16 protein-coding genes, 1 tRNA gene and 1 pseudogene are annotated in these 16,083 nt (G+C 59.6%); 14 read left to right on the forward strand and 4 right to left on the reverse strand.

Translation table 11 applies throughout. The features are described 5' to 3' along the window. Positions 1–62 precede the first annotated feature (62 nt). The 5 genes and pseudogenes from J4E63_RS04765 to J4E63_RS30710 all read left to right on the forward strand — a co-directional run bounded on the left by J4E63_RS04765 (position 63) and on the right by J4E63_RS30710 (position 3,845). Positions 63–152, forward strand: a tRNA-Ser gene (locus J4E63_RS04765). 638 nt (positions 153–790) lie between these two features. After that, the gene (locus J4E63_RS04770; protein ID WP_207281245.1) at positions 791–1,855 is read left to right on the forward strand and encodes a hypothetical protein; all 1,065 of its coding nucleotides are present in this window, start codon (positions 791–793) and stop codon (positions 1,853–1,855) included. 195 nt (positions 1,856–2,050) lie between these two features. Next, a pseudogene (locus J4E63_RS31160) lies at positions 2,051–2,827 on the forward strand (MCP four helix bundle domain-containing protein); the annotation flags it as partial. A 78-nt stretch (positions 2,828–2,905) separates the two neighbouring features. After that, a complete protein-coding gene (locus J4E63_RS31165; protein WP_404943328.1) occupies positions 2,906–3,685 on the forward strand; it encodes a methyl-accepting chemotaxis protein in 780 nt (259 codons plus the stop codon). 13 nt (positions 3,686–3,698) lie between these two features. Further along, the gene (locus tag J4E63_RS30710) at positions 3,699–3,845 is read left to right on the forward strand and encodes a hypothetical protein (protein WP_219738703.1); all 147 of its coding nucleotides are present in this window, start codon (positions 3,699–3,701) and stop codon (positions 3,843–3,845) included. 11 nt (positions 3,846–3,856) lie between these two features. Here the strand turns inward: J4E63_RS30710 and J4E63_RS04785 are convergent, their stop codons facing one another. From J4E63_RS04785 to J4E63_RS04795, 3 genes are all read right to left on the reverse strand, one after another. Beyond that, positions 3,857–4,225: a cupin domain-containing protein gene (locus tag J4E63_RS04785; RefSeq protein ID WP_060738754.1), complete on the reverse strand. Its 369-nt coding sequence runs from the start codon at positions 4,223–4,225 to the stop codon at positions 3,857–3,859. A gap of 100 nt (positions 4,226–4,325) precedes the next feature. Beyond that, positions 4,326–5,132, reverse strand: coding sequence for an AraC family transcriptional regulator (locus tag J4E63_RS04790; protein ID WP_207281247.1), 807 nt, complete (start codon positions 5,130–5,132; stop codon positions 4,326–4,328). Between the two features lie 197 nt (positions 5,133–5,329). Beyond that, the gene (locus J4E63_RS04795; RefSeq protein WP_092204443.1) at positions 5,330–5,521 is read right to left on the reverse strand and encodes a DUF1508 domain-containing protein; all 192 of its coding nucleotides are present in this window, start codon (positions 5,519–5,521) and stop codon (positions 5,330–5,332) included. Between the two features lie 268 nt (positions 5,522–5,789). Here J4E63_RS04795 and J4E63_RS04800 point away from each other — a divergent pair, with 268 nt between their 5' ends. From J4E63_RS04800 to J4E63_RS04810, 3 genes are all read left to right on the forward strand, one after another. Beyond that, the gene (locus tag J4E63_RS04800) at positions 5,790–5,969 is read left to right on the forward strand and encodes a GtrA family protein (protein ID WP_259333573.1); all 180 of its coding nucleotides are present in this window, start codon (positions 5,790–5,792) and stop codon (positions 5,967–5,969) included. A 212-nt stretch (positions 5,970–6,181) separates the two neighbouring features. Then, a complete protein-coding gene (locus tag J4E63_RS04805) occupies positions 6,182–7,105 on the forward strand; it encodes a LysR family transcriptional regulator (protein ID WP_207281248.1) in 924 nt (307 codons plus the stop codon). A 103-nt stretch (positions 7,106–7,208) separates the two neighbouring features. Continuing rightward, positions 7,209–7,574 carry a 5-carboxymethyl-2-hydroxymuconate Delta-isomerase gene (locus J4E63_RS04810; RefSeq protein WP_060738747.1) on the forward strand — a complete coding sequence of 122 codons (366 nt, stop codon included), beginning with the start codon at positions 7,209–7,211 and terminating at the stop codon, positions 7,572–7,574. A gap of 3 nt (positions 7,575–7,577) precedes the next feature. Here the strand turns inward: J4E63_RS04810 and J4E63_RS04815 are convergent, their stop codons facing one another. Beyond that, positions 7,578–8,510, reverse strand: a complete 933-nt coding sequence (locus J4E63_RS04815) for a LysR family transcriptional regulator (RefSeq protein WP_207281249.1) — start codon at positions 8,508–8,510, stop codon at positions 7,578–7,580. 536 nt (positions 8,511–9,046) lie between these two features. Here J4E63_RS04815 and J4E63_RS04820 point away from each other — a divergent pair. The 6 genes from J4E63_RS04820 to J4E63_RS04845 all read left to right on the forward strand — a co-directional run bounded on the left by J4E63_RS04820 (position 9,047) and on the right by J4E63_RS04845 (position 15,540). Further along, entirely contained in the window at positions 9,047–10,414 is a 1,368-nt protein-coding gene (locus tag J4E63_RS04820; RefSeq protein ID WP_207282448.1) for a glutamine synthetase family protein, read from the forward strand. Between the two features lie 164 nt (positions 10,415–10,578). Then, complete coding sequence (locus J4E63_RS04825) at positions 10,579–12,228, forward strand: phosphoethanolamine transferase (protein WP_207281250.1); 1,650 nt, start codon at positions 10,579–10,581, stop codon at positions 12,226–12,228. A 68-nt stretch (positions 12,229–12,296) separates the two neighbouring features. Continuing rightward, positions 12,297–12,938: a class I SAM-dependent methyltransferase gene (locus J4E63_RS04830; protein WP_207281251.1), complete on the forward strand. Its 642-nt coding sequence runs from the start codon at positions 12,297–12,299 to the stop codon at positions 12,936–12,938. A 121-nt stretch (positions 12,939–13,059) separates the two neighbouring features. Next, positions 13,060–14,193, forward strand: coding sequence for a ribonuclease D (rnd, locus tag J4E63_RS04835; RefSeq protein WP_060738742.1), 1,134 nt, complete (start codon positions 13,060–13,062; stop codon positions 14,191–14,193). Further along, the gene (locus J4E63_RS04840; RefSeq protein ID WP_053120094.1) at positions 14,190–14,483 is read left to right on the forward strand and encodes a YcgL domain-containing protein; all 294 of its coding nucleotides are present in this window, start codon (positions 14,190–14,192) and stop codon (positions 14,481–14,483) included. The genes rnd and J4E63_RS04840 overlap by 4 nt, the downstream gene beginning before the upstream one ends. 124 nt (positions 14,484–14,607) lie before the next feature. Next, positions 14,608–15,540, forward strand: coding sequence for a D-2-hydroxyacid dehydrogenase (locus J4E63_RS04845; RefSeq protein WP_192263402.1), 933 nt, complete (start codon positions 14,608–14,610; stop codon positions 15,538–15,540). Positions 15,541–16,083: the final 543 nt, after the last annotated feature.

Genomic DNA, 16,083 nt, shown 5'->3' on the forward strand with positions numbered 1-16,083 from the left:
ACGGAAAAAATTTCGCTCGGGGGTTCGCTTCCGGCGAATGTGCTGGTATGATGCGCGCCACTGGAGAGATGCCGGAGTGGCCGAACGGGACGGATTCGAAATCCGTTGTACTGGCGACAGTACCTAGGGTTCAAATCCCTATCTCTCCGCCATTATTGAATACGACTAAGCCCCTGAAATGGTTGAACATTTCAGGGGCTTTTTCGTTTGGTTTGGGGGCAAAGGACTCGCTATGACGCTGTCCCAGCCTTAGGGGATGGTCCATTAGGCAGGATGCTGAAGAGGGACTGGGGACAGCAGTTTTGAGTTCACTCATCATCAGATCGTGGTCTGTCCCCATTTCTCTGCTGATCCGCTTGTAATCGACCCAGGCAAACCGGAGGGCTTCAGCATCGTGAGTGAGGTTCGCCCCTGACTAAATGTGCCCTGTGAGAGTCTAATGCCAGTCAGTTAAGCCCCAAACCCGTGGGAGCAAAGCTTGCTCGCGATTGGGGTGAGCCAGTCGACAATTGACTGGTCTGTCGCCATCGCGAGCAAGCTTTGCTCCCACAGGTTTTGTGTCGTTTGATCCTTAATCAGATGATGCGTAAGAATATTCCCTGAATTATGTGGGCGGGAAATGTCGGAAAATTCCCTGCTGCAATTTGCGTTCAGGCCAGTCATCTGCTTGGCTTGCCCATGGCCACCGGAGGCAAGGCGGGCAGTTTCATCGGCAACGCCCTCCGTTAACGGACAACCGCCCGGCAAGGTGTTTTCGACGGTCTAAAAGGATTTTCCTGGAGGCTTGGCGATGATTTATGGAGTTTTGGCCTACGTGCAACAGTTCTATAACTGGCTGACGACGGGCAATAACATGATCCCTCCAGAAAATGCCGGTGGCGCAGCGCCCGTACGGGCTCAAGTGGTCCAAGGTGATGGCCATCCAAATATCCAGCAGCAAGCCCCGGGTGTTCAGCAAAATGCCGTCGTACCCCCGCAGAATGCGGGGCTCAATGGTGTTCCGTTTCCGCCTCCGCCGCCCATGAACGGGCTTAACGTCATGAACATGAACGTGGTTCCTGCTGCTCTCAGCTTGCAGGAGGCCCTTGTCAGTCGAGAGGTCAGGGCGCTGCGCGTGCGTGCCAACGTGCGGGCCCGACAGGGCGAGAGCGGTCATGTCCTGGCCCGGCATCATCCCTCCCTGACGGACCAGCAACTGATGGACAGGTTGTTGACCGGCCTCGATCCGGAAGGTGAGCCGGCTCCGACCAGTGGTGTCAGTTCGCGTTTTGCCTCCGAGGAGGTGTTTTTCGAGTCGTTGCGGATGGTCCATATCACAATGACCAGCGCCCTCGCCAAGACGCGTCGCTTGCTCAAGCCTAACCTCGATGCCTGTGCCCAGGCCGAAGCGCTGTTCCTTAATGCCGTAGGCGTTCAGCGGGGACTTGCGCAAACGCAGCGGACAGAGGCCTACAGTGATTTGCGGTTGGCGATTCAGTCACTGACAACCTTGCCTGATCATCTTCCGGTGGAGTGGGATAACGTTCGACGCTGTGTCGTCCTGTATCCCAAATATGTCATCAACCTGCATCAGCGGGTGCAGGCTGGAACGGGGTTCTATGGCACCGGCCCGTTACCCAATACGGTCGTCAATGGCCGACTGCCCAAGGGGCTCGGCAAGCAAAGAACGATGCAAATCTATGCGCGTGTACAGCCATTCAATGGTCCTGCCGACAACACACTCACCGTCTTCGTCACGCCCGATTCGCCGATGAATGCGTTTGGCCGCAAACACAGCGTGGAAAGTTGGGGATTGATTACTCATTACCCCCAATATCATGAGGAAGGTAACGTTCGCATCACGGGTAGCAATTGAATTTAAATGTGGTGCGGGCGATGTCAGAAAAATCCCTCTATGCGCTTGCCTCCAGTCCCCCTTTTGTCCCGTCCAACCCCCTCCGCAACCTGCATGATCACAGCCCAAGGCTTTGTAACAATTGGACTAATGGTCTATAGCTCAAGGCATGGCTGCCGATAGGTAAGTTAATTCCCATGAAAGGAGTGACACCTCATGCCGCGGTTTTTTGCCGATCTGGGCTTTCGCTGGAAAATCACTCTGCCCATTGCGTTCCTGGCGCTGTTGTTGGTGCTGATGGGGTGGTCGGGCATGCGCGGCATCGGCCAGGTGACTGAATCGAGCACGCAGTTGACCAAGCGCTATCTGCCGGCCATCAGCCTGTTGCTCAACGCTGACCGTGATCTCTACCAGGCCTTTGTGGCCGAGCGAAGCCTGCTTGGGGGCAATGCCGGCAGTCATGCCGAGGCGCTGCGTGCCAGTCATCGGGACAATATGAAGCAGGCTTATGACCGTGTGCAGAAATATGCCGCGATGCAGCCCAGTGCCGACGCATTGGCGCTGGTCAGTCAGTTCAATGATCGCTTTGCACAGTGGTCGCAGGTTTCGCGGCAGGTCGTCGAGCAGGCCGTGAGCAATCCGCAGGCGGCCAGCGCGCTGAGTTTTGGTGACGGCGAAAGTAAGTTCGACACCATGCGTGATGCCATCGACAAGCTGGGCGAGCTGGAAGACGAAGCGTCGCTGCGCGAGGGGCAAGCGGCGATTGACCATGGCCAGGCGGTTGGGATGCAGCAGGGCGGTATTCTGCTGGTCGGCCTGCTGGGGTGCATTCTGCTGATTGTTGTCTTGCCAATGGTCGTGCTGCGCCCCATGCGTCGCCTGTTGCATCGGGTCGAACAGATCGCCGAGGGCGGTGGCGATCTGAAAGGCCGTCTCGAAGTGCGTTCGGCTGATGAATTGGGGCAGCTTGGCAGTGCGTTCAACCGCTTCCTCGATAAACTACAACCGCTGATTGCCGAAGTGGGCCGGGTGACCGGCGAGGTCGATGCCGCGGCGCGCGCCATGGCCACGATGGCGGCGACCAACGATCGGTTGATCAGCAGCGAACATGCGGCCCTCGACCAGGTCAGTACCGCCGCGACCCAGATGAGTGCGGCTGTGCATGAGGTGGCCCATAACGCCGTAAACGCGTCGGACGCCGCGCAGCAAGCCAGTAGCCAGTCTCGCGACGGCACTGAGGTCGTCAATAACACCATCGAATCGATCCGCCAGTTGGCCCAGGAAGTGGAGAGCGCTTCGGGCACGATCGAGGCACTGGCCCAGGAAACCTCCAGCATCGGTGCGGTGCTCGAAGTGATTCGGGGCATTGCCGAACAGACCAACCTGCTCGCGCTGAACGCGGCCATCGAGGCGGCACGGGCGGGTGAGCAAGGCCGTGGTTTCGCGGTCGTGGCCGACGAAGTCAGGGCCCTGGCGGCACGCACCCAGGACTCGACCAAAGACATTCAGGTGCGCATCGAGCGCTTGCAAAGCGGTGTCGCCAAGGCCGTGCAAGCCATGCAGGTCGGCAGCAGCAAGGCCCGGGACAGCGTCGAGCGCGCCGCGGGCGTCGATCAGGTGCTCAGCGGTACCAGTGGCTCTATCCAGCGGATCAACGACATGGCCGCGCAGATCGCCAACGCGTGTGAAGAGCAGAGCAGTGTCACCGAAGAGATTGCCCGCAACATCTCCGACATCCGCGACTTGTCCAACGAAGCGGCATCCAATTCCGCCCAGAGCATGCAGGCCAGTCAGCAGCTTTCGAGCCTGTCGAGAAACCTGGCGGAACTGACCGGCCGCTTCCGCACCTGAAGCCGGTGGTGTCGTGTCGACTGACGACCTCCTCGAAGCCCTGCATCAGCAGGGCTTTGTCCTGATGCCCGGTGTGTTGAATGCCGGGCAGATCGCCGACCTGTGTTGGCCGATCGATGCAGGTGTGTTGGGCGATCATCAGGAAGCTGAATACGATTGAGCCTGGCTCAGTCAGATCCAGACATCGTTGACCGCCGTTCGCTCATTGGTTTCTTCGCCGGTATTGATCACGCCGCGAGGCTCGATCAACAGCAGTTTCACTTCCTGGGCGGCACTGGGCTTATGCTCCACACCTTTTTTAACCACGTACATCTCGCCAGGACCAATCGTCACCGCGCCGTCGCGAAAATCGATACGCAGCTCGCCCTCCAGCACGATGAAGGTTTCATCCGTATCGGCGTGGGCGTGCCAGATGAAGTCGCCTTCGAGCCGGGCGATCTTGAATTGGTAGTCGTTCATTTCGGCCACGACTTTCGGCGTCCACTGTTCCTGGAACAGGGTGTATTTCTGGGCGAAGTTGATGGGGGCGTATCGGGTCATCGAGGCATCTCCTTGGTGGGGTGGTGCGTCCTACTTTATTGTTCGAGCCAACGTGCGTATTGGATGATCGTGCAGCTTTTTGCGCTGCGAAGTCGCTGTCTTAGCGCAGCATGTTCAGCCAGCGTGCCGGTGAAATACCGAAGGCCTGGGTATGCAACCGGGTCATGTGGCTCTGATCGAAAAAGCCACAGGCCAGGGCCACTTCGCTCAATGGCGTACCGTGGAAGGCCAGGCGTCGGGCTTCGCTCAAGCGGCGCTGGGTGATGTAGCGATAGGGGCTGGTGCCGTACAGCGCCCGGAAATCCCGGGACAGACTCCATCGGTCCCTGCCGCTTGCCTGCACCAGATCGTCCAGGGTGATCACCTGGTCGAGGGCATCGTGGATGAATAGACGGGCACGCTCTGCCGCCGGGTAGTCGATCAGCCGCCGTCCACGCCTGCTGCCCGCCGCAATGTCGAGGGCCTGGGCCACATCGTAGATGGCGTCCTCTTCCTCCAGCGGGTCGAGGGGATGATCCAGGCTGTTCAACAATCGACGGGTCGCGATGTTGAGGCGCGGATCGCTGGACAATCCACCTTCGATAAAAGGCAGCGGCTTGCCCCCCAACACCTGCTGGATCACCGACGGTGCTATGTAGAACATCCGGTAGCGAAAGCCATCGCCGGTCCCCGCTTCGCCATCGTGCACTTCGTCCGGGTGCAGGACGATGGTGCCGCCGGGCTGGCTGTGGCGCTTGCTGTGGCGATAGTTGAAGCTCTGGACGCCGGAAAGCGTGATGCCGATGGCGTAGGTGTCATGGCGATGGGTGGTGTAGCCGTGCCCACGGAAATAAGCCTCGATGCGTTCCATTTTCCTCGATTCGGGCGCCCGCACCAGCCAGTCGCGGTTATGGATGGATCGAGTCATTGCACCGGCCTCCTGCTTTTGTCTGCATACCCTACCTGCCTGGAAACCATCGTCACAGCAAAAAAGCAGAACCGGTGTAGGCGCTGTCGAGTGCAACGAGGCTGCGATCTTTCCCCTGACACTTGAGTCTCAGGCGAAAGATCAAGATCAAAAGATGGCAGGCCCCGTCAGCTCCTACAGACACCGCCTGGCGCTGTTCAGATCTCTTTCACGGGCGTCTCGTCATGGACGTTCTTGATCAACCTGACGGCGTGAAGGCAGTCACTCTTGTTCACATAGGCTTCGCCACTGGCGATCGTTTCGTGGTTGCCGGCTCTCAAGCGCCAGCGCCATTGGCCTTTCCCGGTGCTCGGGGTGCCTCGGGTCTGTCGATAGATTTCAAAATACATCGGTTCGCTCCCTGCGATTCATTTACTCAAGACATGTGTTGAACATGTGGCTGCAAGCCTAGCCAAGTGGTTGGTTTTGGCTATGGGAAATTCGTTTCCATTGGTTATCAGATATTGCTGGGCATGGGCCCTGGTCGGGAATTTGACCGTTTCTAGTTTGAAAGTCATTTTGTGAATATGTGGTCGGATTGAGTTCTGACTTGATCCTTGCGTTGCCCTGCCTGGTCCTGCTTAATACGGTTCGACGCCTAGGGCCGGAAACAGCCGCTTGCATGGTCGCACCCTTGGCCATTTCGTCGTGGTATCGATCGGCGGGTTCGGGCTGGCGATGCTGGTGGCCTGGGTAGCCCAACGTGTCGGCCTGGATTACCTGGCGGGCATCGCGGCCGTGGCGCTGATCATCCCCGTGTTCACCTTCATCCTGCATAACTTCTGGACGCATCGATAACCGTTCGCTGGACGGTCCGACGCCTCGGGCGAATCGGCCCCAAGATTTTGCGGTTGCTGCGCAACCGAGCGAGAGCAAGCTCCCTCGCCACAAAAGCAGTGCCTCTTCCAAATTCTTTGGCGGTATTGCACAGGCGCTTCGCCTTTTTGCGCATAGACGTGCAGCCCCCGGCGTTTCTACACTGCATCCAGTCAAGGAATCGGGGGCAGGGGATGAACCGCAACGAATTGCGCAAGGCCGACATCAACCTGATGGTGGTTTTCGAAACGTTGATGCTTGAACGCAACGTGACGCGGGTGGCGGAAAAATTGTTCCTGGGCCAGCCCACCATCAGCTCGGCCCTCAATCGCTTGCGCAAGATGTTCAACGACCCGCTGTTCATTCGCGTCGGCCACCGCATGGAGCCGACGGCCCGGGCCGAGGAGATCATCCAGCATCTCTCGCCGGCGCTCGATTCGCTGTCGGTGGCTTTGAGCCTGACCCACGATTTCGATCCCGCCAACAGCACCATGACGTTTCGTATCGGCCTGTCGGACGACGTCGAGTTCGGCCTGTTGCCGCCGCTGTTGAGCAGCCTGCGGCAAGAGGCGCCGCAAATCGTGTTCGTGGTCCAGCATGTCGATTACTGGCGCATCCCCGATTTGCTGGCGTCAGGCGACATCACCGTGGGCATCAGCCAGACGCGCGGCCTGCCGGCCAACGCCAAGCGCAAACTGTTGCGACACATTCAACCCCGCGTGTTGCGTGCCGATGCATCGGACACACCGCTGACCCTGGACGAGTACTGTTCGCGACCTCATGTGCTGGTGTCCCATACCGCCAACGTCGCCGGGTTCGCTGATGAATGGCTGGCCGAGATCGGGCGCACACGCCAGGTCGTGCTGTCGGTGCCGCAATACAGCGCATTGCCGGCGTTGCTGGCCGGCACCGACTTGATCGCCAGCCTGCCGGACTATACCGCCGCCGCCATGGCCGCCTCGGGGCAACTGTTCAACGAGCCCTTTCCCTTCAAGACCCCGACCCTGGATTTGTCCATGGTCTGGCTGAGCCATGTCGACAGTGACCCGGCCGAACGCTGGTTGCGATCGCGGCTGGAGGCCTTCATGGGCGAACGCGTGCCCCTGGCAGAGACCTGACACCGGCCTGGGGCGAAACAAAACCTGCCTGAACGAATAAAGTCGAGGTAAGGTTATGACGGCTGAAACCCCCTCGTCATATTTTCGAATCGGAGTCGAACACATGCCTCACCTGCACATGGAGTACACCGCCAACCTGCCGGAGCTGAAGGCCGAGGTCGCACTGCTGCGACTGAACAATGCACTGGTGGCCTCCGGTCAATTTTCCGCCGAGCATGACATCAAGAGCCGGGCCGTGAAGCTCGAGACTTTTCGAGTGGGCACAGGAATAGGCGAGCGGGGTTTCGTGCACGTGAAGCTGGCCTTGCTCAGCGGACGCTCGCCGGAAATCAAGAAACAATTGGCCGATAGCCTGCTGGCGGTGATCCAGGACCTGGGGCCATGGCCGGCCGAGGTCAGCGTGCAACTGTGCGTGGAGATTCTCGACATCGATCGGGAGCCGTATGCCAAGGCCTTGATCGGTCAATGACGATCAGGTGTCGCGTGGGGCGCAGGCCTTGATGATCTGTTCGCGTAGCCAGGCGTTGGCACTGTCCTGATCGAGGGCCAGGCTCCACTGCATGTTCAAGGTAAACCCTGGCAGCCCCCTGGGCGCTTCGTGGTGATTGAAAATCGCCTCGTTGGCCAGCAGTTTCTGGATGCGGCGGGGCAGGGTCAGGATGAAGTCGGTGCCGGTGATCATCTTCAGTGCGGCACTGTAGCTGTTGGCGCGAGCGGCGATTTGCCGATGATGCGCCTGCTGCGACAGCCAGCCATCCACCATGTTGGTCGCTGACGTCCAGGGTGTCGGAAACACGTGTCGGCGCTGTACGAACGATTGAAGGCTCAGTTGCGTCTCAAGCGGCGTCGCCCGTTTATCCACGACGCAGACCAGGTCTTCCTGCAACAGCTGCCGGGATTTGAAATCGGTATGGTTGCTGTGGAAGTTCGGGCCGAAGCAGATCACCAGGTCCAGGCTGCCGTCCCGTAGCTCTTCGGCGGGAATGTCGGCTTCGAGCTTGTGCACGTTCACCACCACCGGCAGATTGGCGTAATCGAAGCCTTGCAGCAGTTGCGGCAGGATCAGGTGTTCGAAATATTCCGGTGCGCAGATATTGAAGGTAACGGCTTGTCGGGTCGGATCAAAGGTTGGCCTGCCGGCATGGCACAGGTTGATGCTTTGCAAAATGCCGCGCACATGATCGTACATGCCCTCGGCTTTGTAGGTGGGGCGCATGCCAGTGCGGGTGTTGATAAACAGTTCGTCTTCGAAACAGGTTCGCAGTTTCTTGAGGCAATAACTGACGGTTGACTGGCTGACGCACAATGCCTCGGACACGCCGGTGACACTGCTTTGCTCGTACACGGCGCTAAACACCATGAGGTCCTGCATGTCGAGCTTTCTGAGGGAGTTACTGTTCAGCATCCGTTCTGTCTCTCGCTGTGCTCCTTGCGCGGATCTTGCGCAAACCAGGCTGACGATCCTAACGGAACGATGGTGCCAAGAGAATGCCGGGCAGGCGCTTTCATGGTCGGGAACGGGACAGATAATGTAGGGAACACGACGTGTCGATCAACGACCGATTCGTTTGCCTATGTTTAGTTTGCGCCGATCCAAGCTCCAGCAAATCCAGGTTTAACCGTCCAGGGGGCCGTGGGACGCTTGCCCGATGTGTTTCCTGTGATGCGCTCATGGACGGTTCGCCCCTGGCATTCCTATACCCTTCATACGCCGCAGTCGATCCGGTCGGCCGGTTCACGCCTGCCATGGCCCCAGCCCTTTGTGCGTTGCCTTCCGAGCTGGCCTTTTGGGCGCTCTGGCATTGCCGGCATGCGCGCCCTCCAGATACTTGTATTTCCTGTTGATCACTCATCGTGCTCGCACAACGACGAGCACGCATTGACGGCGCTTTGTCGCCCGTCCGACATGGAAATACGAGCCTTCTCATGAGCCTTGCGAAAATTTCTTTTGCACCCGTGCAAGACGCCCTGGCGTTCCTCGCGCAGAACCCCGATATCGAGCTGTTCGAGTTGTTCATTCTCGATAACAACGGTGTGCCTCGGGGCAAGTTGTTGCATCGGGACGAGTTGCTGGCGGTCTACGAAAGTGGCCGGCCACTGCCCAGTACGATTCTCGGGCTGACCATCAATGGCGACGATGTGGAAAACTCCGGGCTGGTGTGGGACGTCGGTGACATCGATTGCCGCGCCTATCCCATCAGTGGCAGCTTGCAACGCATGCCGTGGCGGTTGATTCCCACGGCCGCGGTGCAGGTCAGCATGCATCCCCAGGAAGGTGGACCGGCGACCATCGCCGATCCGCGTTATTTGCTCAGCCAGGTGATCGAGGCCTTGCAGGCCGACGGTTATTACCCGGTGATGGCGGCGGAACTGGAGTTCTATCTGCTGGATGCGCAACGCGACGACCAAGGCCGGCCGCAGCCAGCGCGGGACGCCGACGGTGGACGACCGCGTGCCACCCAGGTCTATGGTTTGCGCGAACTGGAGCAGATCGAGCCGTTCCTGGCCGACCTGTACGCCGCATGCAAACTGCAAGGCATCCCGGCCCGGACCGCCATTTCCGAATACGCACCCGGGCAAGTGGAGATCACCCTCGAACATCGCAGCGATGCCTTGCAAGCCATGGATGAAGCGGTGCGCTACAAACGACTGGTCAAGGGCGTGGCCCACAAGCACGGCATGCAGGCGTGTTTCATGGCCAAGCCATTCGATCACTTGGCGGGCTCCGGCATGCACATGCATGTCAGTCTGGCGGACCGTGATGGCCACAACCTGTTTGCCAGTGAAGCCGGCGACGGCACGCCGCTGCTGCGCCATGCAGTGGGCGGGATGCTCGACACCCTGCTCGATTCGCTGCTGATGTTTTGCCCGAACGCCAACTCCTACCGGCGATTCCAAAGCAACAGCTACGCGCCGCTGGCGGCGACCTGGGGCGTGGACAACCGCACCGTGAGCCTGAGGGTGCCGGGTGGCCCGGCATTCTCGCGGCACATCGAGCATCGTATCTGCGGCGCCGATGCCAACCCTTACCTGGCTGCGGCGGCGATATTGGGCGGCATTCATCACGGCATACGTGAACAGTGCGATCCCGGGAAACCTGTGGAAGGCAACGGCTATGCCCAGGTGATCGAACCGCTGCCCACCGACTGGCTCACCACCCTGCGTGCGCTCGAGGCTTCGGCCTGGGCGCGGCAGGCGTTTGGCGAGGCGTTTCTGGGTGTTTATCTCACGGTCAAGCGCGCCGAGTACCGTCAGTTCATGGGGGAAGTCGGCGAGCAGGATTGGCGCTGGTATCTGCATCAGGCCTGAAACAGGTGCATGGCGGGATCCTTAAATAATTATTTAATAGCAACTTTTTCACGAAAAATTGATGGTGGGCTACCTAAAGTTTGTGTTGCCGTAGGAAACGATTTTTTCATGTTTACTGCGGCACTTCTTTTTCAAAGAGCAACTTCAGGAAACCGTCAACCATCATGCTGACTATTAAAGCCGTGCGCCCCGAGTGGGTGACGCTGGCCGCCAGTGCCTTTTTGTTAGTGGGCTTCAACATCGTGCTCTGGCAACACTTGCTGGCGATCACCACGGCTGACGCTCGGGGCCTGCTGATGTGCGCGGCGTTTGGCCTGATGATTTTCTGCGCGTTCAACCTGGTGTTGACGCTCGTGGCCTTCCGTCCGCTGCTCAAGCCCGTACTGATGCTGCTATTCCTGATCAGCGCTGGCGTGGCCTATTTCATGGCCCAATACGGTGTACTGATCGACGCCGGCATGTTGCGCAACTTCGCTGAAACCAATGCCACGGAAGTCCGTGACCTGTTGTCGCTGAAGTTGTTTGTCTATATCGGCTTATTGGGTGTCTTGCCATGCTGGTTGTTGTTAAAAACCCCAATCAACTACCGTAGTTGGCCCAAAGAATTATTAAGTAAGTTGCTGGTCGGCGTGGCCTCGGCCGCCGTGATCGGCCTGGTCGCCCTGGCCAACTACCAAGGCCTGTCTTCATTGTTTCGTAACCACCACGAATTGCGGTTGATGGTCGTGCCGAGCAACTACATCGGTGCTTCATTTGGGTACTTGCGTGAGCAGGTCGCGTCGGCCAAGCAGCCGTTCATCACCGTGGGCGAAGACGCGAGCCGCAACCCGGCCTGGGAAACCCACGGTCGCAAATCCCTGACTGTCCTGGTGGTGGGCGAAAGTGCCCGGGCCGAGAACTTCGGCATCCTCGGTTACAACCGCGACACCACGCCGACACTGGACAAAGAGGCTGGCCTGATCGCCTTCACCGACGTGCATTCCTGCGGCACCGAAACCGCCGTGTCGGTGCCCTGCATGTTTTCCAACATGGGACGCAAGAACTACGACGCCAGCAAGGCCAGGAATGAAGAGGGCTTGCTGGACGTGCTCAAGCGCGCCGGGCTGGAGGTGATCTGGCGAGACAACCAGTCCGGCTGCAAGGGCACCTGCGATCGGGTCACGCTGCAGGATGTCAGCAATCTCAAGGACCCGGCCCTGTGCGCCAACAGTGAGTGCCGCGACGAGATCCTGCTCCAGGGCCTGCAGCACTTCATCGACTCGCTCGACAAGGACACGGTCCTGGTGCTGCACCAGATGGGCAGTCACGGGCCGGAGTACTTCAAGCGCTATCCCAAGGAGTACGAGCATTTCACCCCGGTGTGCGAAAGCAACGCGCTGAACAATTGCAGCCGCGAGAGCATCGTCAATGGCTACGACAACACGCTGGTGTACACCGATCACGTGCTGTCGACCCTGATCGACCTGCTGCGGGCCAACCAGGACAAGGTCGACACGGCCATGCTGTACCTGTCGGACCATGGCGAGTCCCTGGGCGAATACAACCTGTTTCTCCATGGCACGCCCTACATGCTTGCCCCGGAGCAACAGAAACACGTGGCGATGCTGGCCTGGTTTTCCGACAGCTACCAGAAGTCTTTTTCGGTCGACACCCATTGCCTGCAACTGAGCCGGGAAAAGCCCTTGAGCCAGGACAACCTGTTCCACTCGATGCTCGGGCTGCTGGAAGTCAACAGCCAGGTCTACAACCGGGACCTGGACCTGTTCGCCAACTGCCGCGGTGCGGTCATCGACGGCGTACTCGCCCGGGAATGATCGCCTCCACCTTTTTTTCACGTCGGGTTGTTTAACCTGTCCCCATTCATTCCCCAAGAGCCGTTTGTATGTCCGGGCAGCCCCCTTCCACCGTCGAGCTTGAGTTCGCCAGGCAACACGACCGGGAACACGCGCAAGTGTGCTGCCAGCCGGCGCCTCGGCGTTTGCGCCTGGCGTTCTGGCGCGACGAGCACATGGTGCGCAATGCCCTGAAGGTGGCAGGCGAGCCGGGGCTGGTGCTGGATGTGGCCTGTGGGGCGGGGCGGTTCTGGCCAGTACTGGCCGAGCATGCCAACCGAGTGATCCTGGCGGCGGACCCGTCGCCGGACATGCTCGAACATGCGCTCACCCACCATGGCGGCGCGTTGCTCCAGCGGGTCAAGACCTTTCCGAGTTCGGCGTTCACCCTCGGGCTGTCGGCCAACGCGGTGGATTGTATTCTCTGTCTGCAACTGTTTCGCCACGTCAGTGCCAGCGAGCATCGCCTGGCGCTGTTGCGCGAGTTTCATCGGGTCAGTCGCGACACGGTGATCGTTTCGGTGCAAATCGAAGGACGCCTCAAGATCGGCCAGGCCCCGCAACGGACCCTGGCTGACAAGGCTGATGTGGAAGCCGAGTTCCGCCAGGCCGGTTTCAGCGTGCTTTGGTATCAGGATTTCCTGCCCGGTTTTGCCCTGACGCGGGTTTATGTGTTGCGTAAGACCGGTTAAGTCTTGATGTAGGACTATTCTTGCTTTTTCGCAGGCGATTTCTCTCAGGCGGCTGCTCTATGGATGCTCGCAATCGCCAGCGGCGATATATACTGCGCGCCATTCTTCAAGGGAGAGCCGTGTGGCCATCGATATTCACTGGATTCGCGACAACGATAGCCTCGGTCAGTTTTGCGCCGAGTGGCAGCAGTTGCCATTCGTCGCCCTCGACACCGAATTCATGCGGGTCGACACCTTTTATCCCATTGCCGGTTTGCTGCAGATCGGCGACGGCAAGCGTGCCTACCTGATCGACCCCTTGACCATCGACAATTGGCAGCCCCTGGCCGCCCTGCTGGAAAACCCGGCGGTGCTCAAGGTGCTGCACGCCTGTAGCGAAGACCTTGAAGTGCTGCTGCGCCTCACTGGCAGCCTGCCCGCGCCGCTGTTCGATACTCAACTGGCCGCCGCCTACCTGAACCTGGGTTTCTCCATGGGCTATTCGCGGCTGGTGCAGGAAGTGCTGGGCATCGAGTTGCCCAAGGGCGAGACCCGTTCCGATTGGTTGCAACGGCCCCTGTCCGAGACACAGATCAGCTACGCGGCAGAGGATGCCGTGCATCTGGCAGAGGTTTTCGTACAACTGCGCCCGAAGCTTTCCGACGAAAAATACCGCTGGGTCCTGGAGGATGGCGCCGAACTGGTGGCCAACCTGCGTCGCGAAGTCGACCCGTACGAGGTCTACCGCGAGGCCAAGCTGGCCTGGAAGCTGTCCCGGGCTCAATTAGCCGTGCTGCGCGAGTTGTGCGCCTGGCGCGAGCGCGAGGCGCGGGCCCGTGACCTGCCGCGTAACCGCATCATTCGCGAGCATTCGCTGTGGCCCCTGGCCCGCACCCAGCCGGATAACCTCGGCGCACTGGCGAAGATCGAAGACATGCACCCGCGTACCGTGCGCCAGGACGGCCAGTTTCTGCTGGACTTGATCCAGCGCGCCGCCAGCATTCCTCCCGAGCAATGGCCGCCGGCCGTGGCCGAGCCGTTGCCCATCGAGGCTTCCGCCTTGGTCAAGCGTCTGCGGGCGTTGGGGCAGGCTGAAGCCGAGCGCCTGGAGATTGCCCCGGAGCTGATGCTGCGCAAGAAAACCCTCGAAGCGCTGATCAAGAGCGGCTTTCCCGAGGGCCCTTACCAATTGCCCGATTCGTTGCGTGGCTGGCGCCGCGAATTGATGGGCCAGGCGCTGCTCGACAGCCTGGCCACTGCCGGAGAACAGCCTTGAAACGTATCTGCTCCATCTACCGCAGCTCGAAGAAAAACGAGATGTACCTGTATGTGCTCAAGAGCGATGCCTTGAAGCGTGTGCCCGAGCCCCTGATGGCCGCCTTTGGCAAGGCGATCCATGCCTTCGACCTGGTGCTGAGCCCCGAGCGGGAACTGTCCCGGGAAGATATCAACAAGGTGCTGGAAAATCTCGACACCCAGGGCTATCACTTGCAGATGCCGCCGGCCGAAGACGAGTACATCGAGCATTTGCCCGAAGAGTTGCTGCGCCGCAACGACCCGGTCTGACGGTAGTGGGGGCACCTGTCCTGGGTGCCTTTTGCAACACTGGAATGGTTTATTGACGACGATCGCAGGGATGGAGCGACACTCTGCCGGCGCTCGTCTGCACTGTTTTTGAAAGGTTTGATTCATGCGCGTTCTGATTGCCGAACACGATCACGCGGTGTATGCCCAGCTTCTGCGTCAGGCTGCACCCGATATTGAAGTCCTGACCAGTGGCGATTCTGCCGAGCTGTCGCGACTGGCCGCCGATTGCCCGGTCTGGCTCGGCCAGCCTGATCTGCTGGCCACCCTGTTGCGTCAAGGCCACCAGCCCCGTTGGCTGCAATCGACCTGGGCGGGCATCACGCCGTTGCTGGCCGATGGCTTGAGCCGCGATTACCGCCTGACCCGTGCGGTGGGCATTTTTGGCCAGGTGATGGCCGAGTACGTGCTCACCTACATGCTCGGCCATGAGCGCGAGGTGCTGGCCCGGTTGGTCAGCCAGGTCGAGCGCAAGTGGGACAACCGCCAGGGGCAAGGCCTGGCTGGGCGCAAGGTGTTGATCGTCGGGACGGGAGACATCGGCCAGCGTGTGGCGCAGTTCCTGGTGCCGTTCGGTGTGCAGTTGTATGGCATCGCCAGCGAAGCCAGGACGTTGGCACCGTTTATCGAAGTCGGGGCGTTGAAGGACTTGCCTCGTCTGGTGGGCGACATGGATTACGTGATCAATTTGCTGCCCAATACGCCGGATACCCATGACATCTACGACGCGGCGCTGTTCAAGCAATTCAAGCCGAGCGGGTTGTTCATCAACGTCGGCCGCGGCGTGGCGGTGGTGGATGCGGACCTGGTGCAAGCCCTGAAGGACGGGCACCTGGCCGGTGCGGTGATCGACGTTTGCCGCCAGGAGCCATTGCCACAGCGCCATCCGTTCTGGACTGCCTGGGGGCTGCTGCTGACCGGCCACAGCTCGGCACCGACCTCGCCACCGATGATGGTGCAATTGTTCCTGGAAAACCTGCGGGCCTACCAGGCGGGCGAAGCGCTGCGCGGGGAAGTGGATTTCAGCCGGGGTTACTGAAGCTCATTTTCAGTGCTCACAAAAAATGAGTTCGCCACAGATCAAAATGTAGGAGCGAGCTTGCTCGCGATGGTGGAGTGTCAGTCAACATCAAAGTGGCTGACTTGACGCCATCGCGAGCAAGCTCGCTCCCACAATGAGTTTTCAGTGGTCACAAACAATGTATTAGCCACAGATCAAAATGTGGGAGCGAGCTTGCTCGCGATGGTGGAGTGTCTGCCGACATCAAAGTGGCTGACCTGACGCTATCGCGAGCAAGCTCGCTCCCACAATGAGTTTTCAGTGGTCACAAAAAATGTGTTAGCCACAGATCAAAATGTGGGAGCGAGCTTGCTCGCGATGGTGGAGTGTCTGCCGACATCAAAGTGGCTGACCTGACGCTATCGCGAGCAAGCTCGCTCCCACAGTGGGTTTTCAGTGGTCACAAAAAATGTGTTCGCCACAGATCAAAATGTGGGAGCGAGCTTGCTCGCGATGGCGGAGTGTCAGCCGACATCAAAGTGGCTGACCTGACGCTATCGCGAGCAAGCTCGCTCCCACAGT

It is taken from the genome of Pseudomonas sp. FW300-N2F2 (assembly GCF_017351655.1).
Taxonomy (GTDB): Bacteria; Pseudomonadota; Gammaproteobacteria; order Pseudomonadales; family Pseudomonadaceae; genus Aquipseudomonas; species Aquipseudomonas fluorescens_AA.